This is a genomic window from Rhodococcus sp. NPDC057529 (assembly GCF_042802055.1).
Taxonomy (GTDB): Bacteria; Actinomycetota; Actinomycetes; order Mycobacteriales; family Mycobacteriaceae; genus Rhodococcus_F.
This window is the reverse complement of the sequence record NZ_JBHVEY010000022.1, coordinates 97,670-124,211: the sequence shown is the minus strand read 5'-3', so window position 1 is coordinate 124,211 and position 26,542 is coordinate 97,670. Positions and strand designations below refer to the sequence as shown.

The 26,542-nt window shown below is 67.1% G+C and carries 21 protein-coding genes; 4 read left to right on the top strand and 17 right to left on the bottom strand.

Going from position 1 to position 26,542, the window contains the following annotated elements; translation table 11 throughout:
* The first annotated feature begins 103 nt into the window (after nucleotides 1–103).
* Nucleotides 104–229, top strand: coding sequence for a hypothetical protein (locus ACFU5V_RS33580; RefSeq protein WP_378704395.1), 126 nt, complete (start codon nucleotides 104–106; stop codon nucleotides 227–229).
* On the opposite strand, the gene ACFU5V_RS33575 is transcribed toward ACFU5V_RS33580, so the two are convergent.
* The 9 genes from ACFU5V_RS33575 to accB form a co-directional block, all read right to left on the bottom strand.
* Entirely contained in the window at nucleotides 223–1,605 is a 1,383-nt protein-coding gene (locus ACFU5V_RS33575) for an MFS transporter (RefSeq protein ID WP_378704392.1), read from the bottom strand. The two genes, ACFU5V_RS33580 and ACFU5V_RS33575, sit on opposite strands and share 7 nt — an antisense overlap.
* A gap of 45 nt (nucleotides 1,606–1,650) precedes the next feature.
* Nucleotides 1,651–3,660 carry an acetoacetate--CoA ligase gene (locus ACFU5V_RS33570; RefSeq protein WP_378704389.1) on the bottom strand — a complete coding sequence of 670 codons (2,010 nt, stop codon included), beginning with the start codon at nucleotides 3,658–3,660 and terminating at the stop codon, nucleotides 1,651–1,653.
* Between the two features lie 436 nt (nucleotides 3,661–4,096).
* Nucleotides 4,097–4,651: an SDR family NAD(P)-dependent oxidoreductase gene (locus ACFU5V_RS33565; protein ID WP_378704386.1), complete on the bottom strand. Its 555-nt coding sequence runs from the start codon at nucleotides 4,649–4,651 to the stop codon at nucleotides 4,097–4,099.
* 202 nt (nucleotides 4,652–4,853) lie between these two features.
* Nucleotides 4,854–5,942, bottom strand: coding sequence for a PEP/pyruvate-binding domain-containing protein (locus tag ACFU5V_RS33560; protein WP_378704384.1), 1,089 nt, complete (start codon nucleotides 5,940–5,942; stop codon nucleotides 4,854–4,856).
* Between the two features lie 38 nt (nucleotides 5,943–5,980).
* Nucleotides 5,981–7,858 (bottom strand): PEP-utilizing enzyme, encoded by a 1,878-nt coding sequence (locus ACFU5V_RS33555; RefSeq protein ID WP_378704381.1) that lies wholly within the window; start codon nucleotides 7,856–7,858, stop codon nucleotides 5,981–5,983.
* The gene (locus ACFU5V_RS33550) at nucleotides 7,855–8,712 is read right to left on the bottom strand and encodes an HAD-IIA family hydrolase (protein ID WP_378704378.1); all 858 of its coding nucleotides are present in this window, start codon (nucleotides 8,710–8,712) and stop codon (nucleotides 7,855–7,857) included. Before ACFU5V_RS33550 ends, ACFU5V_RS33555 begins: the two co-directional genes overlap by 4 nt.
* Nucleotides 8,709–10,178, bottom strand: a complete 1,470-nt coding sequence (locus ACFU5V_RS33545) for a hypothetical protein (RefSeq protein ID WP_378704376.1) — start codon at nucleotides 10,176–10,178, stop codon at nucleotides 8,709–8,711. The genes ACFU5V_RS33550 and ACFU5V_RS33545 overlap by 4 nt, the downstream gene beginning before the upstream one ends.
* The gene (locus ACFU5V_RS33540) at nucleotides 10,178–11,527 is read right to left on the bottom strand and encodes an acetyl/propionyl/methylcrotonyl-CoA carboxylase subunit alpha (protein ID WP_378704373.1); all 1,350 of its coding nucleotides are present in this window, start codon (nucleotides 11,525–11,527) and stop codon (nucleotides 10,178–10,180) included. Before ACFU5V_RS33540 ends, ACFU5V_RS33545 begins: the two co-directional genes overlap by 1 nt.
* Nucleotides 11,524–12,027: an acetyl-CoA carboxylase biotin carboxyl carrier protein gene (gene accB / locus ACFU5V_RS33535; RefSeq protein WP_378704370.1), complete on the bottom strand. Its 504-nt coding sequence runs from the start codon at nucleotides 12,025–12,027 to the stop codon at nucleotides 11,524–11,526. Before accB ends, ACFU5V_RS33540 begins: the two co-directional genes overlap by 4 nt.
* A gap of 168 nt (nucleotides 12,028–12,195) precedes the next feature.
* Between accB and ACFU5V_RS33530 the strand changes: the two genes are divergently transcribed.
* A complete protein-coding gene (locus ACFU5V_RS33530) occupies nucleotides 12,196–12,954 on the top strand; it encodes an IclR family transcriptional regulator (protein ID WP_378704367.1) in 759 nt (252 codons plus the stop codon).
* Between the two features lie 1,160 nt (nucleotides 12,955–14,114).
* Here ACFU5V_RS33530 and ACFU5V_RS33525 read toward each other — a convergent pair.
* From ACFU5V_RS33525 to ACFU5V_RS33495, 7 genes are all read right to left on the bottom strand, one after another.
* A complete protein-coding gene (locus tag ACFU5V_RS33525; RefSeq protein ID WP_378704365.1) occupies nucleotides 14,115–15,071 on the bottom strand; it encodes an NAD(P)H-dependent flavin oxidoreductase in 957 nt (318 codons plus the stop codon).
* On the bottom strand, nucleotides 15,068–16,681 hold the full coding sequence (locus tag ACFU5V_RS33520; RefSeq protein ID WP_378704363.1) for an AMP-binding protein: 1,614 nt from the start codon (nucleotides 16,679–16,681) through the stop codon (nucleotides 15,068–15,070). Before ACFU5V_RS33520 ends, ACFU5V_RS33525 begins: the two co-directional genes overlap by 4 nt.
* The gene (locus ACFU5V_RS33515) at nucleotides 16,678–17,484 is read right to left on the bottom strand and encodes an enoyl-CoA hydratase/isomerase family protein (protein ID WP_378704361.1); all 807 of its coding nucleotides are present in this window, start codon (nucleotides 17,482–17,484) and stop codon (nucleotides 16,678–16,680) included. The genes ACFU5V_RS33520 and ACFU5V_RS33515 overlap by 4 nt, the downstream gene beginning before the upstream one ends.
* Nucleotides 17,484–18,689, bottom strand: a complete 1,206-nt coding sequence (locus ACFU5V_RS33510) for a CaiB/BaiF CoA transferase family protein (RefSeq protein ID WP_378704358.1) — start codon at nucleotides 18,687–18,689, stop codon at nucleotides 17,484–17,486. Before ACFU5V_RS33510 ends, ACFU5V_RS33515 begins: the two co-directional genes overlap by 1 nt.
* Entirely contained in the window at nucleotides 18,686–19,459 is a 774-nt protein-coding gene (locus ACFU5V_RS33505; RefSeq protein ID WP_378704355.1) for an enoyl-CoA hydratase/isomerase family protein, read from the bottom strand. Before ACFU5V_RS33505 ends, ACFU5V_RS33510 begins: the two co-directional genes overlap by 4 nt.
* Nucleotides 19,452–20,411, bottom strand: a complete 960-nt coding sequence (locus tag ACFU5V_RS33500; protein ID WP_378704352.1) for a hydroxymethylglutaryl-CoA lyase — start codon at nucleotides 20,409–20,411, stop codon at nucleotides 19,452–19,454. Before ACFU5V_RS33500 ends, ACFU5V_RS33505 begins: the two co-directional genes overlap by 8 nt.
* 95 nt (nucleotides 20,412–20,506) lie before the next feature.
* On the bottom strand, nucleotides 20,507–21,007 hold the full coding sequence (locus ACFU5V_RS33495) for a MarR family winged helix-turn-helix transcriptional regulator (protein WP_378704350.1): 501 nt from the start codon (nucleotides 21,005–21,007) through the stop codon (nucleotides 20,507–20,509).
* Between the two features lie 210 nt (nucleotides 21,008–21,217).
* On the opposite strand from ACFU5V_RS33495, the gene ACFU5V_RS33490 reads away from it, so the two are divergent.
* Nucleotides 21,218–22,582: an MFS transporter gene (locus tag ACFU5V_RS33490; protein WP_378704348.1), complete on the top strand. Its 1,365-nt coding sequence runs from the start codon at nucleotides 21,218–21,220 to the stop codon at nucleotides 22,580–22,582.
* Between the two features lie 223 nt (nucleotides 22,583–22,805).
* On the top strand, nucleotides 22,806–23,510 hold the full coding sequence (locus tag ACFU5V_RS33485; RefSeq protein ID WP_378704346.1) for an alpha/beta fold hydrolase: 705 nt from the start codon (nucleotides 22,806–22,808) through the stop codon (nucleotides 23,508–23,510).
* A gap of 1,252 nt (nucleotides 23,511–24,762) precedes the next feature.
* On the opposite strand, the gene ACFU5V_RS33480 is transcribed toward ACFU5V_RS33485, so the two are convergent.
* Nucleotides 24,763–26,319, bottom strand: coding sequence for an APC family permease (locus ACFU5V_RS33480; protein WP_378704344.1), 1,557 nt, complete (start codon nucleotides 26,317–26,319; stop codon nucleotides 24,763–24,765).
* Nucleotides 26,320–26,542: the final 223 nt, after the last annotated feature.

Sequence of the window (26,542 nt, the reverse complement as noted above, 5' to 3'; positions counted from 1 at the left end):
CATTTGTCTCGCCATCGATCGGGACCGTCTGGCCGGTAGTCGATCGGCTTGCCGGGTTCGCGAGAAATGGAACCAGGTCGGCGAGTTTGGATGGCTCGGCGAAATGAGAGACGACCTGGTCGACATCTGCGATGCGGACGCGGTCACCGTGCGCAGCGAGTACGTCGTGATGGCCAGTCCGATGCCATGGACGCCGGCGGTGACGAGAACCTTACGCATGAACTATTGATTCCCTTGTGCGTCTACGGTGGATCGGCGGTCACCGGGGGGCACCGGTGCGGTGGGGGCGCTGCCGGTCACCGACCGGTCGCCGCGTCGTACCGATACCCCGAGCGCGAGGACGCACAGTGCGGCCACTGCGAGGGGTATCGCGAAGAGGTAGAAGACGTTTTCGGGCTTCAGCCCGCCGTCGAGGAGGACGCCGACGAGGATCGGGGCCACGATCGACATCAGGCGTCCGACCCCGATCATCCAGCCCATCCCGGTGGCCCGGGACCGGGCCGAATAGACCTCGGGTGTGGAGGAGTAGAACCCGGCGATTGCGGCCGTGGTGAGGATGCCGAGTAGCAGCGCGATGGCGATGGCCACTGACAGGGTTTGGAACATCAGCCCGAATCCGATGTAGGTGAGTGCGGAGAGCGTGAGTGCTGCCACCAGCAGGAGCCGGGTGTGGAAGCGCAGTGCGAGGGCGCCGAAGATGAGGCAGCCGATGATGCCGCCGGCGTTGGCGATGACGCCGACTGTCACGCCGAGCGAATCGTTGCCGGACGAGGTGGCGATGATCTTGGGTGTCCAGGTGTTGACGAAGTAGTAGGCAGCCACCAGGCAGGCGTAACCGATCCACAGCATGAGTGTGCGGAAGCGAATGGGTGGGGTGAGGATTTCGCGCACCACACTGTCCGCGCGGGGATGGTGGACGTCGGGCAGTTCCGTCAGCGCCGGTCGTTTCATCTTCGCGAGGATGGCGTTGATCCTGTTCAGTGCGTTCGTGGGGCGCTTGGTGAGCAGGAAGTCCAGGGACTCGGGCAGTGCGCGGATGCTGAGGAGCAACAGCAGGACGGTCAGTGCCGCACCGACGACGAACACCGACCGCCAGCCGAACGCGGGCAGCAGCGGCCCGACGATCATGCCGCCGAGGGTGGCGCCGATCGGGTAGCCGGCGGAGTACACGCCGAGGATTGCCCCGCGTCGCTTGTCGGAGCAGTATTCCGAGACTAAGACTATGAGGTTGGCCATCATCCCGCCGACGCCGAGGCCGGTGATGATGCGGTAGATCATCAGGTCGGTCGGGCCGGTCGCGAAGATGGACAAGATCATGCCGGTGCCGGCGAGGGACAAGGCGACGATCGTCAGGGCACGCCTGCCGATCTTGTCTGCAAGGGGGGTCAGGAAGATCGATCCGGCGGCCATGCCGAACAGGCTGGCGCTCAGGAGCAACCCGAGGGCTACTCCGTCGATGTCCCATTCCCTCGACAGCACGGGTGCTGCGTAGGCCATGACGGCGACGTCGATGCCGTCGAGGATGATCAGCGCGAGGGCGATGGCAATGGTGACGACCTGAAATCGGGTCATCGGTGCTTGGCGGATGTCGTGCAAGAGGTCCATGAGGTTCCCTGTTTTCGGGTAGTCGGCACTGGCGAGTACGCGCGGCTATGCCGGAACCGCGTGCAGGACGGTGCTGATGCGTTTCACGGCTTCGGCGACTCCGTCCGGGTCGATCACGATGCCGAGGTCGATCACGTCGGTGACGTCTTCGCCCTTGATGATGCGCTTGAGGGGGATCTCGAGGCGCTTGCCGGTCCGGTTGCGGGGCACGCTGGGGATGATCACGACGTGATCCGGTGAGTGCCGCGGGGACAGCTGGGTGCGGATGGCGGTGCGAACCCGGGCCTCGAGGTTTGTGAGGGCGGAGTCGGCGGCGTCAGCGGAGTCGGCGAGGGAGATTGCCAGGACGAGCCGGCCCATCCCGGTGCCGTCCTCGAAGTGCAGGACCATGCTGTCGGTGATGTCCGGTATCGCGTCGAGTACGGCGTAGAATTCTGCGGTGCCGAGCCGGACACCTCCGCGGTTGAGTGTCGCGTCGGAGCGGCCGGTGATGACCCAGGTGCCTCGTTCGGTGTGGGTGAGCCAGTCCCCGTGCCGCCACATGCCGGGGTAGGCGTCGAAGTAGCTGGCCGTGTAACGCGCGAAATCGTCGTCGCCCCAGAAGAACACGGGCATGGAAGGGATCGGCTGCCGGGCGACGAGTTCGCCGGGGGCGTCGCTGAGCGGGGCTCCGTGTGGGTCGAGGGAATCGACGTCGACACCGAGTGGGCGGCAGGACATCTCACCGGCGTGGACCGCGACGATCGGGGCGCCGCCGACGAAGGCGGTGCAGATGTCGGTGCCGCCGGAGGTCGGTGCCATCAGCAGATCGGAGGTGACCGCGTGGTAGATCCACGCGTGCACGTCCGCTGCCAGCGCGGAGCCCGACGAGGTGATCTCCCGAAGTCGGCTCATGTCCCAGCGGTCCGCCGGACGAAGCCCGCAGTGGGCCCAGGTGGCGAGGTAGCCGGCACTGGTCCCGAGGAAGGTGGCCCCGGTCTCGGCGGCGATCGCCCACTGCGACCATTCGCCGTCGAGCGTCGGCCACGCCGGGTCGCCGTCGACGAGCACCACAGCCGTGCCGACCAGCAGCGAGGACACCATCAGGTTCCACACCATCCAGCCGGTGGTGGTGTAGTAGAACGCGGTATCCTCGCGACCCAGATCCTGCTGCAAACCAACGGCTTTGAGATGTTCGATGAGGAAGCCGCCATGGCAGTGCACGATGGCCTTCGGTTTGCCGGTGGTGCCGGAGGAGAACAGCACCACGAGCGGGTGCGCGAACGGAACCGGCTCGCCGATCACCTCTCCTCGCTCCGCGGTGAACTCCGCGTAGGGCAGGACGCCGGCGGGTACGGTCGCCCCTGCGTCGAGGTAGGGCAGGAGCACGAAGCTCGCGTCCGGCAATGCCGCCCGGATGGCGGCCAGTTCGACGTCGCGGGAGATGTCCTTCACGCCCCAGCGGTAGCCGTCCACCGCGATCACCACCGCCGGCGCCAACTGGCCGATGCGGTCGAGGATTGCGGTGGCCCCCATCTCCGGCGGAACCGAGCACCACAGCGCGCCCAGGCCGGCTGCGGCGAGGTAGGCGGCAACAGCCTGCGGGATGTTAGGCAGGTAGCCGGCCACGCGGTCGCCGTTCTTCACGCCGAGACGAATCAGGCCGCGCTGGATCCGGCCGATCTCCTCGAGTAGACGCTCACCGGTCCAGTCGACGCTGCCGTCGGTTTGGCTGCGGGACCGGATCGCGATGTCATGCCCGCGGCCGGACCACTCGCGGACCACGTGCTCGGTGTAGTTCAGCGTGCCCCCCGGGAACCACTGCGCTCCGGGCATCGTGCGCGTCCCGAGGACCGCGGTGGCGGGGGTGTGAAAACGGATGTCGAACTCGTCGGCGATCGCGGCCCAGAAGTCGTCGAGATTGTCGACGGACCAGCGCCACGCGTCCTCGTAGGTACGAAAGTCGCGGCCTGTCCGCCGCTCGACTCCGATCAGGAATCGCCCGATGCGGCTGCGGTTCCACTCGGTCTTGGGTGGGGCGGGACGAAGCAGGGTGCCGGGCTCGGTCGTCGTCATAGTCGGTCACTTTCGGTGCGGAATGTGTTCGGGGCAGCGCTCGGGCGCTGAACGAAGTCGCGACCGGTGGAGGCGGCCGAGAGCGGGTTCCTCGACACTTCCGAGCGCAGATGCGACCTACATCACTCGATGAACGGTAGTTCCGATTTCTCTTGTTCGCAATCTTCGCGACTATAGATTCTGCTAGGCGAAAAACACACGGGAGCGCGCCGAGGATTGCGGACGCGCCCGGCGGGTTCGGTTGGCGAAGGACACAGGCGCTCGGTGGGTGTTCAGTAGGTGGTGCGTGCGCCGTCGACCGTGTACACGGCGCCGGCGAGGGTCGAGGCGAGGAACAGCACGGTCCCGGCGATCTCGTCGGGTTATGCGGCCCTTCCGATGGGGGAATCGGCGAGGACCGCGCTCCGCATCTGGGGGTCGTCGAGCCAGCGCTGGGTCATCGGGGTGCGCACGAGTTCCGGGTGCCACGGCGTTGATGCGGATGCCGGACGCGGCGTAGCCCCAGCGCGGCCGCCTTCGTCAGCCCGACGACGGCATGCGTGGCGGCGACATACGGAGCCATTCCCGGGTCCGCGATCAACCCGGCGACCGATGCGGTGTTGACGATCGAGCCTGCCCCGGCAGCCACCATGTGCGTGAGTTCGTACTCGAGGCAGAGGAACACCCCGGTGACATCGACGCCGAGAACGCGGTCCCAGTCCGCCACGGTCTGCTCCGCCAGTGCTGCGGTGGGCGGCAGCACGCCGGTATTGTTGAAGGCGACGTCGAGGGAGACGTATGTGTCGGCCGTGCGTGCGACGAGGGCCTCGACCTGGTCGGCCCGACTCACATCGGCCCGTACGAAGGTGGCCTGCCCACCGGCCTCCGCAATCTCCGAGACTTTCTGTTCGGCGCGCGCATCGACGTCACCGATCACGACCGCCGCACCACGGGCTGCGAAGGAGAGGGCAGGGGCGCGGCCGATGCCGGTTGCAGCGCCGGTGATCAGCACGGTCCTATCGGTGAGTCGACATCAATTGCAGGCATATCCGGCTTCGGTGCGGCTGGCGCGCATACCTGGTGAGATATCCACCGTCCATGGCGGGCCCGATGCCCAGGATGCGAATGCCGGCGACGGCGACCTGGAGGCGATTTGCGTGGTCAGCCCGATCACCGGTGCTCGGCGCACGGCAGTGCAGGTGCCCCACGTTCGGTCAGTGCTTGTGTGCGAGGTCGTGGGCTCCCGCGGGTGCGGCGGGGGCGGTGCCGGAGATGCTGCCGGTGACCCAGCCCAGCAACCCCGCCGACGTGTCGAATGCGGGTGTGCGCCGGACGCTGGACCACACGGTTTCCGGGCGGCACTGGAGCAGGAGAAGATTGTGGCCGGCCGCCAGCTCCTCGTCGACCGCGAACTCGATGTCCTGGGGGGCACCGTGGAGTTTCTCGAGCTTCTTACCAAGCGCGGCAAGCGCGAGGATCTCGTCGTCGTGCAGGCACAGCAGTTCGCGTCGGTCGTCGGGTACCGGCTGTGGGGCGTCGCCGCGTCGGTACTCGATGCGCTTGTCGCCGAGTGTGCGCTCGACGATCGTCATGCCGATCTTGTCGACGAGGAACAGATCGGGTGTCACCTCACCTCCGACCACCGACAGTCCCAGCCCCCAGCTGGCCTCGAGCGCGATCTTCGAGCGATCCCCGCTCGTCGGGCTCAGGGTGAACATCACCCCTGCCGCCCGTGCGCGCACCGTCTTCTGGACGACGACGGCCATTTCGATGTCGCCGGGATCAATGTCCTTCTCGCACAGATACGACAGCACCCGGCCGGCGTAGACGCTGACGTAGCACTTGTGCACGTACGCCAGCACGTCGTCGGCGCCGGCAACGTCGACCCATGTCTCGAATTCACCGGCGAAGCTGGCGCCCACGGAGTCCTCCGCCGTCGCACTCGACCGCACGGCGACCGCGACGTTCTCGACTCCGGTGCTCGCACACAGCGCGGCGTACGATTCGCGGATCGCGGCGGCGACCTCGTCGGGCAGGGACACCGATTCGAACAGCGCCGAAATCTCGCGATCGGCGTCGTCGAACTTCGCCTGGTCGCCGGTGCCGTCGAGTCGGCCGAGCGCGGCGGACAGCCGGGTCCGCAGATCGCCCTGGTCCAGGAACGTGCGGTACGCGGCCGCGGTGACGGCGAAGCCCGGCGCCACCGGCAGAGCGGCCGCGACCATCTCGGCCAGGCTCGCGGCCTTGCCGCCGGTTGCGCGGACGTCGCGGCACTGATCGGATTCGAAGTCGAGTGTGTACATCGCTGCTACCTCAGTTCTCATCAGGGTGGTCTCGGCGGTCACTCGGCCACGGCCTCGAGGACCGTGACGGTGCCGGCCTGGCCGTCGATGCGGACGCGCTGACCGGTGACCAGGCGGGCGGTGGCGAAGCCGGTGCCCACGACGGCGGGAATGCCGTACTCCCGGCACACGATCGCGGCGTGGCTCATCATCCCGCCGATGTCGGTGACGACGCCGGTCGCGACAGCGAACGCGGCGGCCCAGGACGGGGCGGTGATGGGCGCGACGAGGATCTCGCCGGGTTCGAGCAGGTTCAGATCCTTCTCGTTGCGCAGCACGCGGACCGGACCCTCGACGATGCCGATCGAGCCGGGGACGCCGTTGAGGTCGGTGCCCTGGGTGGAGCCGAGCCAGTCGGCGACGCGTTCGGTGGTGACGCCGTAGTTCATGACCGCGAATGGGTCGGTGACCTGCGCCGGCGGGATGCCGTAGGCGGGCGGCGCGGTCTGCGCCTGCAGTGCGGCGACAATGCCTCGGCGCCGGACGATTTCGGCCTGCCAGCGGGTTCTTCCGCGCGGCTGCACGCCGATGGCCCACGACTCGACCACGTCGAACAACACTTGGTCCAGCTCGAAACGGTTGAGGTAGAACATGTCGTCGCGGTGCGAGGTGAACCCGGACGCGAGCAGGAAGTCGGCGAGCTCCCACGTCTTGTGCCAGAACACGTTGTGGGTCCAGTGCTCGACGTAGATGTTGTGCTCCTCGATGTAGGGGAACACGTTGCGGGCCAGGGCGAGCAGTTCGTCGAACTGCTGCGCCTCGGCATCGGTCAACAGTTCCCGGTATCCGTCGACGATTTCGTCGCGCTCGGTGCGCAGCCGCTCCACCGGACGCGAGATGTCCGCGCCGTCGGCGATCTTCTTCGCGTACCGGGCGATGCCCTTGAGCGGGATACTCGGGTTCGACGCCCACGTGTCCTGATCGTGCGTGAAGCCGTACTCCGCAAAATAGTTGAACCACGGATCCTTCGACTCGTCGTACTGCGCGAGCCACGTGCGGCCGGTCCCCGTCTCGCGGAGAGCAGCGAAGACCTCCTCGTGCGGCCGTTCCGCGCAGATGATGTCCGCGAGACCGAGTTCGTGTGCGCTGGACGCCAGCTTGCGGAGTTCCTCGTCGGGCCGGAATGCCAGGATGTCGACGCCGGCGACCATCCGGGAGATCGACTGCTCGCTGATCAGCGGGAACGCCTGCTTGCAGAACTGGAAGAAGGTGATGTAGCCGCCGTAGCCCAGATTCAGGAACTCGAAGTGGTACTGCCATGCCAGGAAGAACTCGTCGATCAGGCGGTGGTAGTTCTCGATGATGTTCCAGGAGGTGGATCGACCGCGTGCCTCGGTCACCACTTCGACGGGGTCGTACTCACCGAGAGCCGGGAACGAGATGCTGCTCATGGAGGCGATGACGCCTTCCATCTTCGTCTTCCACTTCGCGTACAGCTCGTCCCAGTTCGCGTAGTAGTAGCCGGCGCGCTCCCGGAAGTGCCCGGCGCGTTCCTGGATCCGAGCGGGGTCGTCGACCGCGATCGGGGAGATGTAGACGTAACCGTTGACGATGCGGACATCGAGACCGAGGGAGACCGGCAGGGCGAAGATGCGGGTGCTGAACTGGCCCGCCCCCAGGTACACCGCTTCGGCTCCGATCGAGTCGAACGGGTGGCAGCCGCGGGACCAGTGCATGGTGTCGGCGAACCAGAAGCGGGAGTTCTCCTCGTCGCGAGTCTCCTCGCTCGGCACCAGGAAGTAGGGGTACATCGACTCCCACCCCTCGGCACCTGCCGGGGTGGCGGCTTCGTCGAAGAAGTCGAACCGGGTCCGGGCGGCGGCCTCGGTCGAATCGGTGAGGTCGGGGCGGGAGTCGATCTCAGGCTGGGTTGTCATGCCCGTGCTCCTTGAGTGGCGAGATGAGGGGTGAGCAGGTCGAGGAGTTCGGCGACGTCGGTGGCGACGACGTCCGGGCGGCGGCCCTCGGGCAGCGCGCCGAGGGCGGTCTCGTCGGTGGCGCCGGACAGGACGAGGACGCTTCCCGCGCCCACCGCGCGGGCGAGGTCGATCTCGGCGGCGGCATCGCCGACCACGGCGATCTGGCTCGGGTCGATTCCGAATCGGCGGATCAGGGTCTGCCCGAGTTGCGGCGACGGTTTGCCGAGCACGGTCGGCTCGGTGCGGGTGACCCAGCCGATCGCGTGGGCCATCGCGGTAGACACGGCGACCGATTTCCCGAGTCCGCCGTGGAACCAGGGGCTCGCGACGGTGGTGTACAGCGGTGCGCCGGCGTCGACCGCGAGGCAGCCGGCGTTGATCACGGTGGTGGTGTAGTCGTCGGCGGCCGCGACGACGACGACGTCCGCGGGCGGGGAATCGGTCGCCGGGTCGAGCAGGTCGACGCCGTGGGCGCGAAGCGGTTCGACGATCCCGGCATCGCCGATCGCGAGGACGCGTGCACCGTCGTGGTGGGCGGCGATGAAGTCGGCCGCGGCGCTGCCGGCGGTGACGACGTCCGCGTCGTCGATGTCGATGCCGTGCTGCCGCAGGTGCGCCGCGTACCGGCCGGGTGGTTGCTGGGATGCGTTGGTGCACAGCACGACCTGATGACCGGCGCCGCGGAGGGCCGCGACGAACTCGCCGGCTCTCGGCATCGCGCGGCCGCCGGCGCCCCCGGCGCGTGCGGTCTGCATCAGGCACCCGTCGACGTCGAGCACCCAGGCGCGGGTGCGGGTGAGGATCTCGCTCATCGGGAGCTCGCTTTCCCAGGTTCACGGGTCAGGGAGAGTCGGGTGTCGCCGGACGAGACGTCGATGTGGGTGACGCCGGAGCCCGCGCCGATCGATCCGAGCAGCGACCTGAGCGTGTTCGCCGGTGAGGTGGCCGCGGCGGCCATGGCGTCGACCTGTGCTGCGGGCATGACCGCCCGCAGCAGCAGTTCCTCGTCGGAGAGGGTGTGGCCGAAGCGCCTGCGCAGGTCCTCGACGGTGACATCGTTGGCGTCGGCGTGCGATTGCTGTCCACGCTTGGTGCTGAGCGCACGATCGAGCAGGTCCGGGTTGACGGGCCCGGGCAGCGGGCCGAAATCGCCGCGGAGCAGGTCGACGACCTCGTCGGAGATCTGCGAGTAGCGGTCGCCGGAGATCACGTTGAGGGTGGCCTGGGCGACGATGTACTGCGCGAACGGCGTCATCACGATCGGCCAGCCGAGGTCCTCGCGCACCTGCACGGACTCCTCGATCACCGCGTCGAACAGGTCCGGTCGGCGGATTTCGGTCAACTGACGCCGGGTGGTCGATTGCACGCCCCCGGGGATGGTGTGGCGGTAGTAGGCCTCGTCGTACTCGTTGACCGTCGCGACCGGCAGATTCTTCAGCTTCCCCTGCCGCTGAAGATAGGCCGAGGCCTCCGCCATCGCCTCGAGATCGACATTCACGGTGTGGCCGCGGGCGCGCAGGTTCGCAACCAACCGCTGCGCCTCGGGGTGCGAGCCGCCGTTGGCGAGCGGCGGCAGGGCGCAGTGGATGGTGTGCACGCCGAGATCGGCGGCGTCGAGAACGGTGATCGGCGACAGACCGGTGGTGCTGTGCGAGTGGATCTCCTCGAGCTGCACGGTCGACAGGCTTTGTTGCAACAGCGGCACCAGGGAACGCACGCGGTCGGGGGTGAGCAGCCCGGACGGATCCTTGAGGTAGACCGAGTCGATGTCGTCGCAGTTGTCGAGTTCGGCGACCTTGGACGCGAAGTGCCCGTCCGTGTGCACCGGGCTGGTGGTGTAGCAGATGCCCCCGACGACCTCGTCGAAGCCGACACGTTTGGCCATCGCGGCGGTGCGCTTCGCGCCCTCCATGTCGTGCATCGGGTCGATCACCCACAGCCGGGTGACGCCGTTGCGGACCAGCAGGGAGAACGCCAACTCGAACACCGCGTCCGGGGTGCGGTGGAAGGTGATGAAACGTTTCCCGGTGGTGAGGAATCCGAGTTTCGTGTTCGGTGTCCTGTCGCGGGCGGCCCGGAGGCGCTGCCACGGGTCCTCCCGGTGGTACCGCACCGCGGTCGCCATCAGTGTGCTCGAGACCAGTTCGAGTGCCCGATAGCCGACCCGGTCGAGTGCCGGTGTGACACCTTCGACCATCCGGGTGGTGACACCGGTGGCGCCCCAGATGCTCTGGTTGCCGTCACGGAGGGTGACGTCGACGAGGGAGATCTCGGCCATCAGTTGTCCTCACTCTCGAGTGTGGTTTCCAGCCACCGCGTGGTCACGGAGTTCTCCCGGTAGTCGGGGTGGTCGACGATGCGCTGGAGCAGGGGAAGTGACGTGGTCACACCGCCGACCTCGAAGCCATCCAGTGCGCTGATCATCCGGGTGATCGCGGCGTCGCGATCCTCACCCCAGGTGATGAGTTTGCCCATCAGCGCGTCGTAGAACGGTGGGAAGTGGTAACCCTCGTAGATATGCGAATCGAGCCGGATCCCGCCACCGACCGGTGGGCGCCAGCGCTTGACGCGTCCCGGCGACGGCGCCAGCTGTCGTGCGGGATCCTGCGCGGTGATCCGGCATTCGACGGCGTGCCCGGTGATCGACACCTCGTCCTGCCGGAACGAGAGCGGCTCGCCCAGGGCGACGAGCAGCTGCTCGCGAACCAGGTCGAGACCGGTGACACCTTCGGTGACCGGGTGTTCGACCTGCAGCCGCGGATTGACCTCGAGGAACGCCAGGGTGTCGCGTGTGACGTCGTAGAGGAACTCGACCGTGCCCAGGCCCACGTAGTCGAGCGCGTCGGCGATCTTGAGTGCGCTCGTGTGCAGCAGGTCGCGGGTGCCATCCGGAAGTGCCGCGCACGGGGATTCCTCGACCACCTTCTGGTACCGGTACTGCACCGAACATTCGCGCTCACCGAGGTGGACGCGGTTGCCGTGCCGGTCGCCGAGGATCTGCACCTCGACGTGCTTGGCGTTCTCGACGAAGCGTTCGAGGAAGACGTTTCCGTCACCGAAGGACGCTTCGGCCTCGGCGGAGGCGACATCCCACGCGTCGGCGAGTTCCGCCGCGTTGCGTACGCGCTTCATCCCGCGACCGCCGCCGCCATGCGCCGCCTTGATCAGCAGCGGGTAACCGAGGGTCGCGGCCAGCTCCGTCACCGCGTCGAGGGTTTCGGCGGTCCCGCCCGCGGACACGGGCACACCGACGGATTCGGCGAGCTTGCGGGCGCTGAGCTTGTCGCCGAGAGCCTCGAGAGCCTCCGGTGCCGGGCCGACGAACGTCAGGCCGTTCTCGGCGCAGAGCCGGGCGAAGGCAGGCCGTTCGGAGAGGAAACCGTACCCGGGGTGGACGGCGGTGCAGCCGGTCGACACCGCCGCCTGGGCCACCGCGTTCATGTTCAGGTAACTGTCGGTCGCGCGGGGTCCGCCGAGGGTGATCACACGTCCGGCGCGGCGTGCCGCCAAGGTGGTTCGGTCGGCGGTCGAGACGCCGAGGACGGTCTCGAATCCGAGTCGATCGCAGGCCTCGATGATGCGGACGGCGATCTCCCCGCGGTTCGCGACGAAAACTCGAGTGCTCATCCGATCGGCCGGATCGCGAACAGGGGCTGCCCGAATTCGACGAGGTCCCCGTCGGCGGCGAACACTGCGGTGATTTCACCCTGGGCGCCGGCGGGCACCGAGTTCATGAGCTTCATGACCTCGACGATGCACACGACCTCGTCGGCCTCGACCTTGTCGCCGACCTCGACGAACGTCGGTTCGCCAGGCTTGGGTGAACGGTAGAAGGTGCCGAGCATCGGGGCGGTGACCACGATGTCACCCGGATCGGCGGCAGTGGTCGGTGGGTCTGCCGGCACAGGGGTGCGGTCGACCGCCACGTCGGAGGGGACGGTCGCGGGAGCCGCCGCTGAAGCAGGAGCAGTGGCCGGCGTCGATAACGGGATGCGATCCAGCTCCGGGCCGGCCGAGCCGCGGCGGACTGCGATGCGCACGTCGCCCTGCTCGAAGCGGAACTCGGTGAACTCGGTCTTGTCGAGTTGTTCGATGATGGCGGCGAGTTCTTCGAGGTCGAAATCCATGCTGAAGGCACCTTTCTGGTGGGCATTCGTGGAGGAGAGGGAACGTCCGCGACCCGGACGCCGCCCTGCTTCCTCTGCCACATCTCGATCGGAATGTGGCTCCGATCACTCACCAGAAACTAGCCGTACTTTTGCCAGGCAGCAATCCAAGCGTGGCATAATTCTCTTGTGCGAAATAACGTGGGTGTTTCCCGTCTCGAATCCGTGGACCGGGCCCTGCAACTGCTCGTGTTGTTGCGAGACGGTGGACCCGTGAGCGTCACCGCGGCAGCACAGCATCTGGGGGTTGTTCCATCCACCGCACATCGCCTGCTCGGGGCGCTGTGCGCCCGTGGCTTCGCGGTACAGAACGCCGGCCGGCTATACCAGGCAGGCCCCGAAATCGCCGTACTCACCGACTCGAGTCAGTCCCTGGCCGCAGTGCGCAAGGCCGCCCGGCGCGCTCTCGAGTGGCTCACCGACACCATGGAGGAGACCTCCCAGCTGATGGTGCTCAAAGGAGGGAACATCGAGTTCATCGACGGCGTCGAATCAGGCGGCGTCCTCAGGGTCACCGCGCGCACGGGTGAGCGCATGCCGGCGTACTGCTCCGCGGGGGGTAAGGCGTTGCTCGCTGAACTCGGCGACGACGAGATCGACCGGATCTATCACCGCGGACTGCCACCCTGGCGCACCGCGCGCATCACCGACCTCACATCCTTGAAGACCCATCTCGCCGGGGTGCACCGAATCGGATACGGAATCAATGTCGAGGAAACGGAAAGCGGCGTGTGCGGAGTCGGTGTATGCGTGCGCGACGACACCGGACGGCCGATCGCGGCGCTCACCCTTGCCATTCCCAGCCCACGCTTCGGCCAAGACAAACTCGATCGCTATGTCGACGCCCTCCACACCGCAGCCGCGATGGTGCAACAACAGCTCCGATAGCCGGCCCAGGGTCAAAGTGCTTCCTCGAATCGAGGCGCCTCCTGCCCGGAAGTCAGGATGTTCTGAGTCCGGGGTGACCGACCGCATCCACGACGCGCTGCGGGCGAAGCTTCGTGACCGTAGCGGCCGGGATCCGATGGCGTCGGCGGGGATGGTCGACGCGCAGGCGGTCAAGGGCGCCGACACGGTCGGCACGGATACCCGCGGAGGGGACGGCGGGAAACGGGTCAACGGCAGGAAGCGACACGTGGTCACGGACTCGCTGGGCCTGTTGGTGGTCGCGGATGGTGACCGCGGCGAGCATGCAAGACCGCGACCGCGGGCGCCTGGCATTGTCCCGGGCGAAGACGGTGATGCCGTCGATGGTGTTGGTGTGGGCGGACGGTGGCTACGACGGACGTCTCGTCGGATGGGTCGCGGAGCATTGCCGGATGACGCTCGACAATAGTGCGAAGACCCAAGGGAAAGTATAGATTCAGTGTGCTGCACACCGCTGGCTGATCGAACGGACCCTGGCGTGGACGTGCGTTGCCGTCGACTCGACCACGACTATGAACGTCTCCCGGCGCACGCGGAGGCGATGATCAGACGGGCAATGATCGGATTGGTGACCTGACGACTCGCCCCCCGGCAGGGTGACGACTCCGCTGGCAGTCGACCCGCGCGGCGTGACACTTTCAAACACTTTCTGAGCGAAGAGTCGCCTGCCCTTTTATGACCGCAAGTCGTTCGTTGTCCACAAGTGTCACCTTGCCCGCCACTGCCGTGCTCGCCGACGCGTCCGCCGCCGAGCGGACGCGTCGTGCGCCCGCCTTGAGAGCGCCTATGACGTCTCCGAAACGCAACGGACACCGGGGTGGTCGACATGACCAGACAAAACAGCGCCGCCGACCTGCACCTCATCGTCGGGGAAGCCGAGAAGGACCTTGCAGCTACGAACCGCTCCAGTCCGGCTGGGGTGACTCGCGATAAGGCAACGGGGCACATAAACGCGGCGGACGTACCCGGGGCTTCGCGTCCCGGACGAGGACGTCGCCGCTCTTCACCGTTCCTCCGCGAAAGCATCAAAATCACGGCGGCTGCAGCTTCACGCTGGAACAGCCCGACCGCGTCACCACGTGATCACGGATGAACCGCGCACCTGCCCGGGTGAGCATGTCCTACTGCACGCGCGGCAGTTGGGACGTCGCGTCCTGGTACTCCTGCACGATGGAGGTCACGATGTCCGCGGCAGGCAGCAGTGCAGTGATCAGGCCCGCCGTCTGCCCGGCCTCGACCTTGCCATTCACTATGTCACCGTCGACGGCGGCATGCTTGAGTGTGGAGGCGTGGAACTCGGTTCTGCGTTGTTCGATGTCGGTCGCGGAGTCCTCGAGTTTGGTGATGCGGTCGGTGAAGGTGTTGGTCAGTGCCCGGATCATTCCGAGCCCGCGCCCGACGGTCCGGGTGTCGCCGATGCCGGCGGCGAGGACCGCTTGCTTGTAGTTCGGGTGGACGGCGGATTCGTCGCTGGCGAGGAAGCGTGTGCCGAATTGGGCGGCGGCCGCCCCGAGAGAGAGGGCGGCGGCCAGTCCGGCACCGTCGACGAAGCCGCCCGACGCGATGATCGGGATCTCGGGGACGGCGCGGACGACGGCGCGGACCAGCACCAGTGTGGACACCAGCGATGCCGGTGGGTGCCCGCCGGCCTCACCGCCCACGACCACCAGGCCGTCCACCCCGGATTCGGCGGCCTTGAGGGCGTGTTCCTCGCTCGCCACCACGTGCAGACAGGTGGTGCCGACGTCGTGGAACTGGGTGAGGTAGCACTGGGGGCCGCCCTGCGAGGCGATCAGTACCGGTGGGCGAAGGTCGAGCAAGAGCTCCATCGCCTCGTCGATGCCCTTGCGGTACAGGGGAAGGTTGACGGCGAACGGGCGGTCGGTGCTGCGTTGGATGGTGAGAATGGCCTCGCGCAGGTCCGGGATCCGCATCGGTCCGGCGGCCAGCACCCCGAGTCCACCGGCCTCGGACACCGCGATCGGCAGATCCGGCGATGACGAGGCCCAGGACATCCCTGCCTGCACGACGGGGACATCGATGTGCAGCAGGCGAGTCGCGGCGGTTTCCAGTCTCATTCGCTGACCCTTTCGCTGAGCAGCGTTTCGGCGTGGGTCGCCAGGTGCCGTTTCTGGATCTTGCTGCTGGCGGTCATGCCGATGCCGTCGAATCCGTCCACGACTTGCGCGTACTTGGGAACCTTGAAACCGGCGATCCGGGGGCGCAGCCAGTCGAGGATATCGTCCGACTCGAGGGTCTGTCCGTCGTTGAGGACGACGAAGGCGAAGGGTACTTCGATCAGTCGCGGGTCGGGCACGCCGACCACGACGGCTTGTTTGATGGCGGGGTGGCGGTGCAATGCGTCCTCGACTTCGGCCGGGGAGACGTTCTCTCCGCCGACCCGGATGATTTCCTTGGCGCGGCCCACGAAGCTCAGCCGTCCATCCTCGTCGAGGTTGCCGAGGTCGCCGGTGTGTAACCAGCCGGCGGCGTCGATCGCGTGTGCGGTCTCGTCAGGCATGTCGTCGTAGCCCTGCATCAGTGACCATCCGCGGACCAGGATCTCCCCGTTGTCACCGGGCGGGCAGTCGGCGTCGGTGTCGAGGGCGCGGATGCGCACCTCGAGGCCCGGCTCGATCCGCATCTTCGCGGCGATTCGTGTGGCCTCGTCCTCCCACCACGCGGATTGGGCGACGTTGGGGGAGGATTCGGAGAGTCCGTATCCAGCAACACACTCCGCGGCCCCGAGTTCGCGGATGACCCGCTCGATGACGGCGGACGATGCGGCGACCCAGGCGCCGCGCAGCGTCAGGTTCCGGTGTGGACGGTCAGGGTGGTTCAGGAGCAGCAGGGCGATGGTGTCGTTGCCGGAGAAGTGGGTGCAGCGTTCGCGCTCCATCAGTTCCAGGGCCTGACCGGCGTCGAATTTCGGCATTGTCACGAGCGTGATGACGTGCTGGAGGGCGGACAGCACGGACAGGGTGGAGCCGGCGACGTGGAAGAACGGGCGGGCGCTGTGGAAGCGGTCGCCGATGCGGAAGCCCATGCGACCGCCGGAGAAGAAGGCGTTCGCGCACATGCTGCGGTGGGTCAGCAGCACCCCCTTCGGGTAGGACGTGGTGCCGGAGGTGCTTTGAATGAGCGCAACATCGTCGGGAGTGCAGGTGGGCGGAACATCCGCTCCGGCACCCGCCAGGAACTCGGTCCACGTCGTCGCGGCCGCGGGCACGGACCCGTCGACAACGACCACGGCGGCGAGGTCGGGCAGGCCATGCGAGGGCAGCGCGGTGTCCACCTCGGGACAGACCTGGCGGAGCATGCCCATCATGTTGTTCGTCAGCACGGTCTCGGTGAGGAACAGCACCTCCACGCGTGCCTGCCGCAGCACCTGCGCGAACTCGTCGGTCCGGAAGCGGGTGTTGACCGGGACGGTCACGGCGCCCAGGGAACTGATGGCCAGGAACAGGGCCACCCAGGTCGGCTCGTTGCCGAGGCAGAGGCCCACCCGGGTACCTCGGCGCACGCCTCGCGCCGCGAGCGCCGACCGCAGCCGGCGCACTACGTCGTCGAGTTCGGCGTAGGTCATCCGGTCGCGCTCGGTGACGACGGCATCGAGGTCCGGTGCGATGGCCACGGCCCGGCGCAGCGCCTCTGCGGTGGTCAGGGGGCACAAGCCTTCGAGCTTCACGGCCGCTCTCCTTCGGGTGCGCTGTGAGAAGTGTTGGTGAATCGGGTAACGCCCTCGCGCCACCCGCCGTCGGCCAGGCATCGCTCGATCGCGGCCATCTCGATACGAATACCGCGATCGAGGTCGGATTCCTCGCCGAGGTCGATGGCCTGTTTGGTCAGTTCGATCGCCAACGCCGGCGCGGCGGCGATGGACCGGCACACCTCGTCGGTGAAGGCCGGCAGCTCACCGGGTTCGACGAGGCGAGTGACCAGACCGAGCGTGTAGGCCTCCGGCGCGCCGAGCAACCGGTTCGTGAACAGTAACTCCTTGGCGCGACGCTTGCCGATGACGCGCTGCAGGCGCTGGGTGGCACCCACGGTGCCCCAGTGCGGCTCCGGGAACCGGAAGGTGGTGTCCCGGTCGGCGAGGATGAAATCGCAGGCCATGGCGATCTCGCCGCCGGATCCGACGACGGCGCCGTGTGTCGAGGCGACGACCGGTTTGCTGCAGCGTTCGATCGCCTCGTATGCGGCGAAGGAGGCCAGGCGGCGTTGGCGTACCCACCGCTCGTCCTTGTCGACGCGTTCCTTGAGGTCTGCGCCCGCGCAGAAGGCGCTGCCCTCGCCGCTCAGCAGCACCACGCGCACGCGCGGGTCGCCGTCGAGGTCCTCGAAGGTGCGTCGAAGAGCGTGGCACAGTGCGAGGTTCACCGCGTTGCGTGCGTACGGGCGGTTGAGCCGGATCCGGGCGATGCCGTCGGTGATGTCGGTCAGTACCGGGTTGTCGGTCCGTGCCGTGGGGTCCGCTGTTGTCGAGGACATCAGATGGTCCTTTCCTTGTGCAGCGCGGCGATCTCGTTGTCGTCGAGTTCGAGGACAGTGCGGAGGATGTCGTCGGTGTCGGCGCCGAGCAACGGCGGGGCCTGCATCGGTGGAATGCTGTGCGCGTGGTCGGTGGCGACGGCCAGGGGGGTGCGGATGGCGGGAAATTCGCCCTCGGTGGGGTGATCGAACGTGCCGATCATCCGGCGTGACTCGGTGTTGTTGTCGTCCAGCACCTCTCGCACACTGCGGATCTCGCCGACGGGCACCCCGGCGGCCCGCAGATCCTTGGCGAGTTCTTCGCGGTAGCGTCCACCGATGGCCGCCCGCAGGGCGGTCATGACCAGTTCGCGGTGTCGCACGCGCCCGAGATTGGCGCGCAGTTCCTCGGCGGCGGCGAGGTCGTCGAGTGCGAGGACCTCGCAGAGCGGCAGCCAATGCGCGTCGCTGCCGCTGATGTGCAGCCATCCACCGTCGAGGCACTCGAAGGCCGCCGAGGGAACCCTGCCCAGGTGTTCGGTGCCCACCCGTGTCGGGCTCTCGTTGTTCGCGAAGACCCGGGCCGCGGCCAGCGCGAGCAGGCTCACCTGGACGTCCATCATCGCGACGTCGATGTGTGCGCCGCGCCCGGTGGCCGCCTTGGAGGCCAGGCCGGCGAGCGCACCGATCACGATCCACAACCCGGATGTCATGTCGGACAGGGGGATACCGGCCTTCGCGGGTGGTGCGTCGGGGTGCCCGGTCAGGTCCATGATGCCGGACATCGCCTGGAATATGGTGTCGTAGCCCTTGACGTCCTTGTTGGGCCCGGTCTGCCCGAATCCGGTGTTGGAGACGTACACGAGGGCCGGGTTGTCGGCGGAGAGGGCGTCATAGCCCAGGCCCATGCGCTGCATGTGGCCGGGCAGAAAGTTCTCCACCACCACGTCGGCGGTCTTCGCGAGTTCGCGGGCGATTTGTCTGCCGCGCTCGTGCTTGAGGTCGAGGGTGATCGACTTCTTGCTGCGGTTGAACGCGAAGAAGTACGCGCTCTCACCGTGGGGGAGGGTGGGCTGGAATTCTCGGGACTCGTCGCCCCGTCCCGGGCGCTCGACCTTGATCACGGTCGCCCCCAGTTCGGCCAGGATCTGGGTGGCCATCGGGCCGGCGAGTACGCGGGAGAAATCGAGGACGGTGATGCCGGAGAGTAGGCCCGGGGTGGTCATGAGCGGAACCCCCGCATGATGGTGTTGACGTCCTGTCCGGCGCGCATCGCGGCGTCGTACGGCAGGTCGGCGACCCGGTAGAAGAGCTCCTTGATGGCCGCGAGTGCCAATGGGTTCTGCGCTGCCCACTGGTGTGCGATGTCGAGGCCGACCGCGAAGGCGTCTTGCGGTGTGACGACACGGTTGGCGAGTCCGATCTCCCCGAGTTCGGAGGCGGTGAGGATCCGCCCGGTGCTGATCAGCTCGAAGGCCAGTTTGGTGCCGATCTGGCGTTGCAGTCCGGTCATGACCAGCGCGGGGACGATGGAGTGCTTGATCTCGGGGTAGCCGAGGGTGGCGTCGTCGGCGACGACCAGCATGTCGCTGCCCAGGGCCAGCCCCGCGCCGCCGCCGATGGCTGCGCCGTGGACGACGGACACGACGGGCTTGGACAGGCGGCGCAGCAGCGCCTGGGTGTCGGCGGTCAGTTTGGCGCGGCGGATCACCGCGGGCTGGTCGGTGGGCGTGAGGTGCGCGAATTCCTTCAGATCGGCGCCGGCACAGAATCCGCGGCCCTCACCGGTGAGCAGAACCGCCCGCACGGACGGATCGGCGTCAGCAGAGTGCAGTGCTGCGTGGAGTGCCTCGGTGAGTGCGGTGTCGAGTGCGTTGCGCTTGTCGGGCCGGTTGAGCCGGAGAATCCGGACCGCGCCGTCGTCGTCGCTCAGCAGCACGGACGGTCGGGGGTCGGGGGCCGGGACCGGATCAGCGAGGGCGGTGGGGTCAGGCATCTGCGGTCTCCTTCGTCTGGGGGGTCGTCGTCCGGGCGGTGTCGAGTCCGGCGCGGGCGACCATGCTGTGGAGCTGCCGGCCGAGAACGTCCTCGCAGAGGCGGGAGGCGTCCATCACGGCACCGAGGTCGAGGGCGGTGTCGACACCCATCGACTCGAAGAGGCTGACCAGATCCTCGGTCGCGGCGTTGCCGGTCATCCCGCTGCCGTATTCGATCTGGGCGGGGTGCCCGCCGACGCCACCGAAGGCGCTGTCGAAATGCCGGCATCCGGCGTCGAGGGCGGCGACGCAGTTGGCCAGCGCGGTTCCCCGCGTGTTGTGGAAATGTGCGACCATCGCGACGTCGGGGTGGTCGGTGGTCAGCTGCCGGAACACCGGGGCAATCGTGCGGGGGGTGCCCTGGCCGGTGGTGTCGCCCAGGGTGATGATGTCGACGCCGAGGTCGACGAACCGCTCGACGTCCTCGACGACACGGCTCATGGGCACCTGCCCTTCGAACGGGCAGCCGAAGGCGACGGACACGACGCCGACCAGCGTGAACCGGCCCTTGGCGAGGGTCGCCATCTCGGTGACGTTCGCCCATTGGTCGGCGCGGGTGGTGCGCAGGTTTCGCTGAGTGTGCGATTCGGTCGCGGAGACCAGCAGGCTCAACTCCTCGGCCCCGTGGCCGGCGTCCTGATCGGTGATGGCGCGTTCGACGGCCCTCGGGTTGGGGCACGTCGCCTTGAAGGCCACACCGCTGCGCCGCGGAGCGGCGGCGAGAACGTCGCTGACGTCGGCGAATGCCGGGATACGGCGCGGATGGCTGTAGCTACTGGCCTCGATGCGGGTAAATCCCGCTCTCACGAACGACTCGAGCAGAGCAACCTTCGAGGCAGTGGGCACGAAGACCTCTTCGTGCTGCAGTCCATCACGCGCGAAACACTCGCACATCACAACAGTGTCGTCCATTGATTCTCCTCTGGGGCGGTAGCACCAGAAAAGCACCAGGTGTTGTCAAAGTCAACAGTGGATGTGTGGGTTGATGTCGTTTGACCAGTTCAGGGCTATTCTTCCGAGCGGCGCATGGCGCGGGCGAGGGTGTCGAGCTTGCGTAGGGCGGACTCGAGCGCCGCGGACTCCTCCTCGGTGAGGCACACGCGCAATGCCTCGTCGCGCTCGTTGGCGGCCGCGATCAGACCGCGGTACACCCCCGATCCCTTGCGGGTGAGGCGCAATCGGGTGGTGCGGCCCGGGCCGAGTTCGCGCGCGAGGAGGCCTCGTTCGGTGAGCTTGGTGACGACGCGGCTCATCTGCGCCTTGTCCAGGCCGGCCCGGCGGGCCAGCCTGTTGACCGTGAAGGAAGGATCTTCGCCGATCAGGGCCAAGGTACGCCATTCGGCGAGGCTGACGTCGAACTCGCGGCGGTAGCGCAGGGCCGCGGAACCGGAGATCAGATTGGCCAGCCGGCTCAGACGGTAGGAGAGCAGTTCGGAGATGGACAGCGAGGCCCGGGGGCTCGCCTCGGCGCGCGGCCCCGGTGTCGCTGCGTCTGGGTTGGTGGTCACGTGCTCATCCTAGTGGCGGGTCGCACCCCTGCCATCGGGCCGATCCGGATCGCCAGGTGTTGACAAACACAACAGTCTGGGTCGAGACTTTGCTTGAACGATCCGACGTGAGCCCGGTCACCACCGCTGCGCGAGAGCGAATGCCGCCTGCGGACACCACCGGGTGCCCACGACCACTCACACTCATCACAAAGACAGAGGAGCCGAACGGTGACTCATACCAACCCTGTGCGCGCATCATCGGGCGCCGACGAACTCGCGCCGGACAGTGGGGAGGTGCGACGCGACGGGCTCTACCGCAAGATCGCCCTCCGGGTGATGCCCCTGCTGGTCATCTGCTACATCGTCAGCTTCATCGACCGCACCAACATCGGGATCGCGCAGGTCGGCCTGGAGCGCGACCTGGGCTTCAGTGCGGCGGTGTACGGGCTCGGGGTGGGCCTGTTCTTCGTCGGGTTCATCCTGTTCGAGGTGCCGAGCAACGCGTTGCTCCAGCGCATCGGTGCCCGGGCAACCATGACCCGCATCATGGTCAGCTGGGGCGCGGTCACCATCGCCACGATGTTCGTGTGGGACGAAACATCGTTCTACGTCATGCGTTTCCTGCTCGGCGTCACCGAGGCCGGCTTCTTCCCCGGCGCACTGTTCTACCTGGCGCAATGGTTCCCCTCGGCGCGCCGAACCCGGATGACGGCCACCTTCTTCATCGGTGTGCCCATCTCCGGAATCATCGGATCCGCGGTGTCGGGCGCGATCATGAGCAGCTTCACCGGCGTCGGGGGTCTGGCCGACTGGCAGTGGTTGTTCCTGATCGAGGGCATCCCGCCGATCCTGCTCGCCGCCGCCGTGTGGTTCTGCCTGGCCGACCGACCTGCCGACGCGAAGTGGCTCACAGACGACGAAAAGGCCATCGTGGAAGGTGATCTCGCGGCCGACGACGCCCGCAAGCGGGGTACTGACGAAGACGCCGAGGGGCACGACGGCCTGTTCGCCGCGCTGCGCGATCCCCGAGTCCTGATTCTCGGCCTGTGTGCCTGCGGCGCCTACACCTTGGCCAACGCGGTGTCGTTCTGGACGCCGCGCATCATCAACAACGCCGGTGTCGACAACGTGCTCAACCTCGGATTGTTCTCGGCGATCCCGCCGTTGGCAGGGATCATCGTGATGCAGATCGTCGGACGTCATTCGGACCGTACGCTGGAACGGCGCTGGCACGCGGCGGGGAGCTGGTTCGTGGCATCGGCGGGCCTGGTCGCACTGTCCTTCGTCACCAACAACCCCCAGATGGTGGTGATCCTCCTCGCGGTAGTCGCGGCAGCCCACTACAGCGGTCTCACCGTCTTCTACTCGATACCCTCGATCTACCTTTCCGGTCGCGGTACCGCCACCGGCATAGCGCTCGTGACCACGATGGGCTCCTTCGCGGCCGCGCTGTCCCCGGCACTGCTCGGCTTCATCCAGGAACACACCGGCAGCCTCTCACTGGGCCTGCAGATCAGTGCCGCCCTCGTGGTGATCGCCGGCGCAGTGCTCCTCGTCGGCATCCCGGCGCACGCCTTGAAGGAGAAGCGCTGATGAGCCCCCCACGCGTTAACGCGGCTTCCGGATGGGTGCACAGATGAGACTGGTGAAGTGGGTTCCCGCGGTCGTGACAGCGGCGGCCGTGCTGGCCGGTTGCGCCGGGCAGGATGAACAGGCCCACGTCGAGACTGCGCAGCAATCGGGTGCACGAACCGTCGAGATCATCCGATCGGGGGAAGTGTAAATCGAGGTAACCGCGGAAGGCAACGGCCCCTCGATGATCCGGTTGCCGTCCCGCGGACGGGACTCGTACGAGTACGCCCCCGTCGCCGCAGGCCTTGCCGAGCAAGGCTTCCGGGTGCTGCGACCGGAGCCGCGCGGCATCGGCGACAGCGCCGGACCGATGCAGGGCATCACACTCCACGATCTGGCGGACGACGTGGCCGCGGTGATCGAACACGAAGACAACGGCCCGGCCGTCGTGGTCGGACACGCGTACGGCCACTTCGTCGCCCGAACCCTGGCCGCGGACCATCCACAGTTGGTGCGCGGTGTGGTCATCGCCGCAGCAGGTGCCCGGAACTACCCGCCGCACCTGTCCGACCTCGTGACGAAAAGCGCAGACCCAGCCCTGCCGGAACAAGAGCGCCTCGGGTATCTGCAAACACTGTTCTTCGCCCCTGGCGGCGATGCGTCGACTGGCTCGACGGCTGGTATCCGGAGGTCACGCGGAGCCAACGCGCAGCCACCACCGCCACGGACAAAGAACGACTGGTGGCCCGTTGCGAAGCAGCCGATCCTCGACCTGCAGTCCGGTCAGGATCCGTTCCGGCCGCGGGAGACCGTGAATGATCTGCGGGACGCGTTCGGTGACCTCGTCACCGTGGCCGTGATCCCCGACGCCCGCCACGCCCAGATCCCCGAAGCACCTGATGCGGTGGTCGAGGCAATTGCACAGTGGCTGAAGACACTGTCAGCATGAACGGCACGGTAAGCACCGGCGGGAACCCCGCAGCCTCTTCCTCGGCACCTGACTCCCCTTCTTGGAACGGGATGGGGCGCGAGCCCAGAGGTGAGTCGAAGACCGACACTGCCGGACCGAGAACGTGTCGATCGCGCGCACAGCACCAGCCCGGACGGGCGAACCCCACAGCGTGATCTCGTCGGTCGACCGAAGCGCCAAGGCTGATGGCCTGACTCGATTGGCATTCCCGCTGTTGAGCGGTCAACTCACCGCTTAACGCCGGCTGCGTGTCCCGGACCGGCCTCCCTGAGCGGTGCCTACCATCGTCGAACCGGTCGCGCGAGCATTCGGAGACTCGCGGTGTTGCTCGCGATTCTCTTACGTGGTTCGCGGTGGGGTCGCGTAGCGGCAGTTGTCGGTGGAGTTTCCGCCGGCGTCGACGGTGTAGGGGATCTTCGACCACTGGGTCCGTGTCGGGGTGTGGCAGCGCATCCACGACGCGCCGCGAGACCGGCCGGAGGCAACCGGTGCCCGACGGTGGCGATCGTCGACTCGAAGGCCCGTGCCCGCCGCCTTCATTTAGGATCGCGATGCCGCGCACGGGCTACTGGCCGGACTGCGGGGTGGCTTGCCCGCCATCCGGGACTGTTGGGGGTGACGGGGCTACCCGGGGCGACGCCCGGATGGGCGAAAAGCACTCTCGCTCTGCAGGTTGAGATCAGTGGAGAGCGCTCCGGGCTCGACGGGATTCCACGCGCGAGCCCCGGGTTCGGGTGGTCGAGCGTACGTGCGCCAGGGCGAGTAGCCGGTGCATGATCACCACGTCTTGATCAACAAGCACCGCCGTTGTCTCCGCGCTTATGAGAGTCGACCGGCCACCACGAGGCCGTCATTCTCATCGCCATGGTCGGTCTCATGACCCGGCGCCTCGCGCGGGGATGCCACAGTTTCCGAATGCTCCTGAACAGCAGGACGATCCTGAACCGTAAGGTGCGGCTGACCATCCTCCGAGCCTATGGATTCCGCGTACCCGAGAATGCTCTCTCGCTGATCGTGCTCACGCGCGGTTCCTTCACCCTTGCCGTCTCGTATCCCACGACGACCCATCCACATTCTTGACAGGAGTGGGTTCTTTCGTTGGGCTGCTGTGACAGCGCGTGCGCAGGGCGAGGCCCGCGCACAGGACAGGTGTGAATGTGTAACCCCGGCCGAGCGTGTGCTCTGCCGGGGTAATGGTGGTGATTGTGGGTTTGCAGGAACTGATGGTTGTCTATGGCAACTTCTCGAGTTCGGTTCTCGGCGGTGTGCCGGGACCAGACGGGTTTACTGGCCGGTGGGGGCGTGGTGACCGTGTCTGAAGGAGTGCGGCCTCTTCGGCGGTGTCACCGGCCGCCAAGGTGGCGTAGACGTCCGGTTTGTTCCGCTTGAGCCACAGTCCGAATGTCACGCCGATGGTGAACACGATGGGGACGGCCCACGGCAGGAGTGCGACCAGGCCGTGCATGGGTGCGCCGGTGATCCACGTGAAGCCGCGAAGTTCGATGACGACGGCGATCACGAGCAGGGCTGTTCCGAGTGTCGGCGCGACCAGGGTCTTCCACCAGTGACGTTGGGAGGAGGGGAGCCGGAGGAAGTACGCCACGACGGAGGCGCAGGCGAGGGCTTGCAGCACGGTGGCCGCGAGTGCGCCGATGCCGAAACCGACGGCGGACAGCTGCGCGTAGGGGTCGATTCCGACGATCGCCAGGCCGAAGATCACGATCAGCGCGAACCCGTTCAGTGCCAGGACGGCGGTACCCGGTGAGTCTGATCGGTTCTCGCGTGCCAGGAAGCGGGGCAACAGTTGCTCCTTGGCGAGACTGTTGATGTATCGCGACATGAAGTTGACGATGGCGATGTTGCATGCGGTCTGGGCGAGCATGATCAGCAGTGAGAAGCACCAGAGCCCGACTTCTCCGAGATGCTGTTGCACCGTTCCGAAGACGAACCCTGCGATGCCGGCGTCCTGGACGACTGCCGGTTGCTGATCGACACCGGAGACGGAGGTCAGCGTCCACGAGATCAGGACGAGGAGGGCGGTGAGGAGGATGAGGGCGCCGTAGAGTGCGCGCGGGACTGTCTTCTCCGGGTTGATCGCCTCCGGCGCGTACAAGGCGCCCGCTTCGTATCCTTGGTAGCAGAGAATCGCGAAGATGAAGGCGACGGTCCATTGGCCGATCGTGAACGCGTGCGGGGTGAACACCGAGAGCGGGAAGGCCTGCAGTCCCTTGGCAGCGACGATTGCCACCACGAGCGCGACGATGAGTGCCACCTCGCAGGCGACGACGACCATCACGACCCGGGCGTTGAAGTCGATCCGCCGGTAACACAGCAGGGTGGCGATCCCGATTTGGACGGCAACGAGCCAGGGCCATCCCACGGTGATCCCGAACAGGGAGTGCAGCGTCTCCTGTGCGACGAAGGCGGAGGCGGTGAACGACGCTGTCAGGCCGGCGGGGTATCCGACGACGGCGATCATGGCCGCTCCGACGCCGGCCGGTCGGCCGAGGCCACGGGCGATGTAGTTGTAGAACGCCCCGGGCCTGGTGATGCGCTGGACCATTTGGCTGTAGCCCACGCAGAACAGGCCGATGATGCAGCCGGCCACGATGAACATCAGCGGGGTCGTCGGTCCCCCGAACGCCAGCCCCAACGGCATCGTGGAGCCGACCACCGACAGCGGGGTCAGTGCGGCGATGATCAGGACGATGATCTTCGAGGTGGTCAGGGTGCGCCGCGGTCCGGGAGCACCTGCCGGGCTCGCGCCGGTGAGGTGGTCAGTGTTCATCGATGATTCCTTGTCGATCGCGCACACGGAAGTGTCGTGTTCCGGTCGGACACAGTGGGTTACCTGCTTTCGTCGATCAATGGTTTCGTGTTCCCCGACACGGCGAGCCTCGGGCGGTTCGAGGATGCTCGGGATCCGGGTCCTCGGGCCACCGCAGAGGGGGCGCGCCAACCCGATGTTCACTTTAAGAACGACTAAGGTTATTTAGATGAACACGACATTA

What these genes read in the sequence shown, in the direction of transcription:
- ACFU5V_RS33580 (WP_378704395.1), top strand. Translation starts at nt 104, where the DNA reads ATGAGAGACGACCTGGTCGACATCTGCGATGCGGACGCGGTCACCGTG.
- ACFU5V_RS33575 (WP_378704392.1), bottom strand. Translation starts at nt 1,605, where the DNA reads ATGGACCTCTTGCACGACATCCGCCAAGCACCGATGACCCGATTTCAG.
- ACFU5V_RS33570 (WP_378704389.1), bottom strand. Translation starts at nt 3,660, where the DNA reads ATGACGACGACCGAGCCCGGCACCCTGCTTCGTCCCGCCCCACCCAAG.
- ACFU5V_RS33560 (WP_378704384.1), bottom strand. Translation starts at nt 5,942, where the DNA reads ATGTACACACTCGACTTCGAATCCGATCAGTGCCGCGACGTCCGCGCA.
- ACFU5V_RS33555 (WP_378704381.1), bottom strand. Translation starts at nt 7,858, where the DNA reads ATGACAACCCAGCCTGAGATCGACTCCCGCCCCGACCTCACCGATTCG.
- ACFU5V_RS33550 (WP_378704378.1), bottom strand. Translation starts at nt 8,712, where the DNA reads ATGAGCGAGATCCTCACCCGCACCCGCGCCTGGGTGCTCGACGTCGAC.
- ACFU5V_RS33545 (WP_378704376.1), bottom strand. Translation starts at nt 10,178, where the DNA reads ATGGCCGAGATCTCCCTCGTCGACGTCACCCTCCGTGACGGCAACCAG.
- ACFU5V_RS33540 (WP_378704373.1), bottom strand. Translation starts at nt 11,527, where the DNA reads ATGAGCACTCGAGTTTTCGTCGCGAACCGCGGGGAGATCGCCGTCCGC.
- accB (WP_378704370.1), bottom strand. Translation starts at nt 12,027, where the DNA reads ATGGATTTCGACCTCGAAGAACTCGCCGCCATCATCGAACAACTCGAC.
- ACFU5V_RS33525 (WP_378704365.1), bottom strand. Translation starts at nt 15,071, where the DNA reads ATGAGACTGGAAACCGCCGCGACTCGCCTGCTGCACATCGATGTCCCC.
- ACFU5V_RS33515 (WP_378704361.1), bottom strand. Translation starts at nt 17,484, where the DNA reads ATGTCCTCGACAACAGCGGACCCCACGGCACGGACCGACAACCCGGTA.
- ACFU5V_RS33510 (WP_378704358.1), bottom strand. Translation starts at nt 18,689, where the DNA reads ATGACCACCCCGGGCCTACTCTCCGGCATCACCGTCCTCGATTTCTCC.
- ACFU5V_RS33505 (WP_378704355.1), bottom strand. Translation starts at nt 19,459, where the DNA reads ATGCCTGACCCCACCGCCCTCGCTGATCCGGTCCCGGCCCCCGACCCC.
- ACFU5V_RS33500 (WP_378704352.1), bottom strand. Translation starts at nt 20,411, where the DNA reads ATGGACGACACTGTTGTGATGTGCGAGTGTTTCGCGCGTGATGGACTG.
- ACFU5V_RS33485 (WP_378704346.1), top strand. Translation starts at nt 22,806, where the DNA reads ATGATCCGGTTGCCGTCCCGCGGACGGGACTCGTACGAGTACGCCCCC.
- ACFU5V_RS33480 (WP_378704344.1), bottom strand. Translation starts at nt 26,319, where the DNA reads ATGAACACTGACCACCTCACCGGCGCGAGCCCGGCAGGTGCTCCCGGA.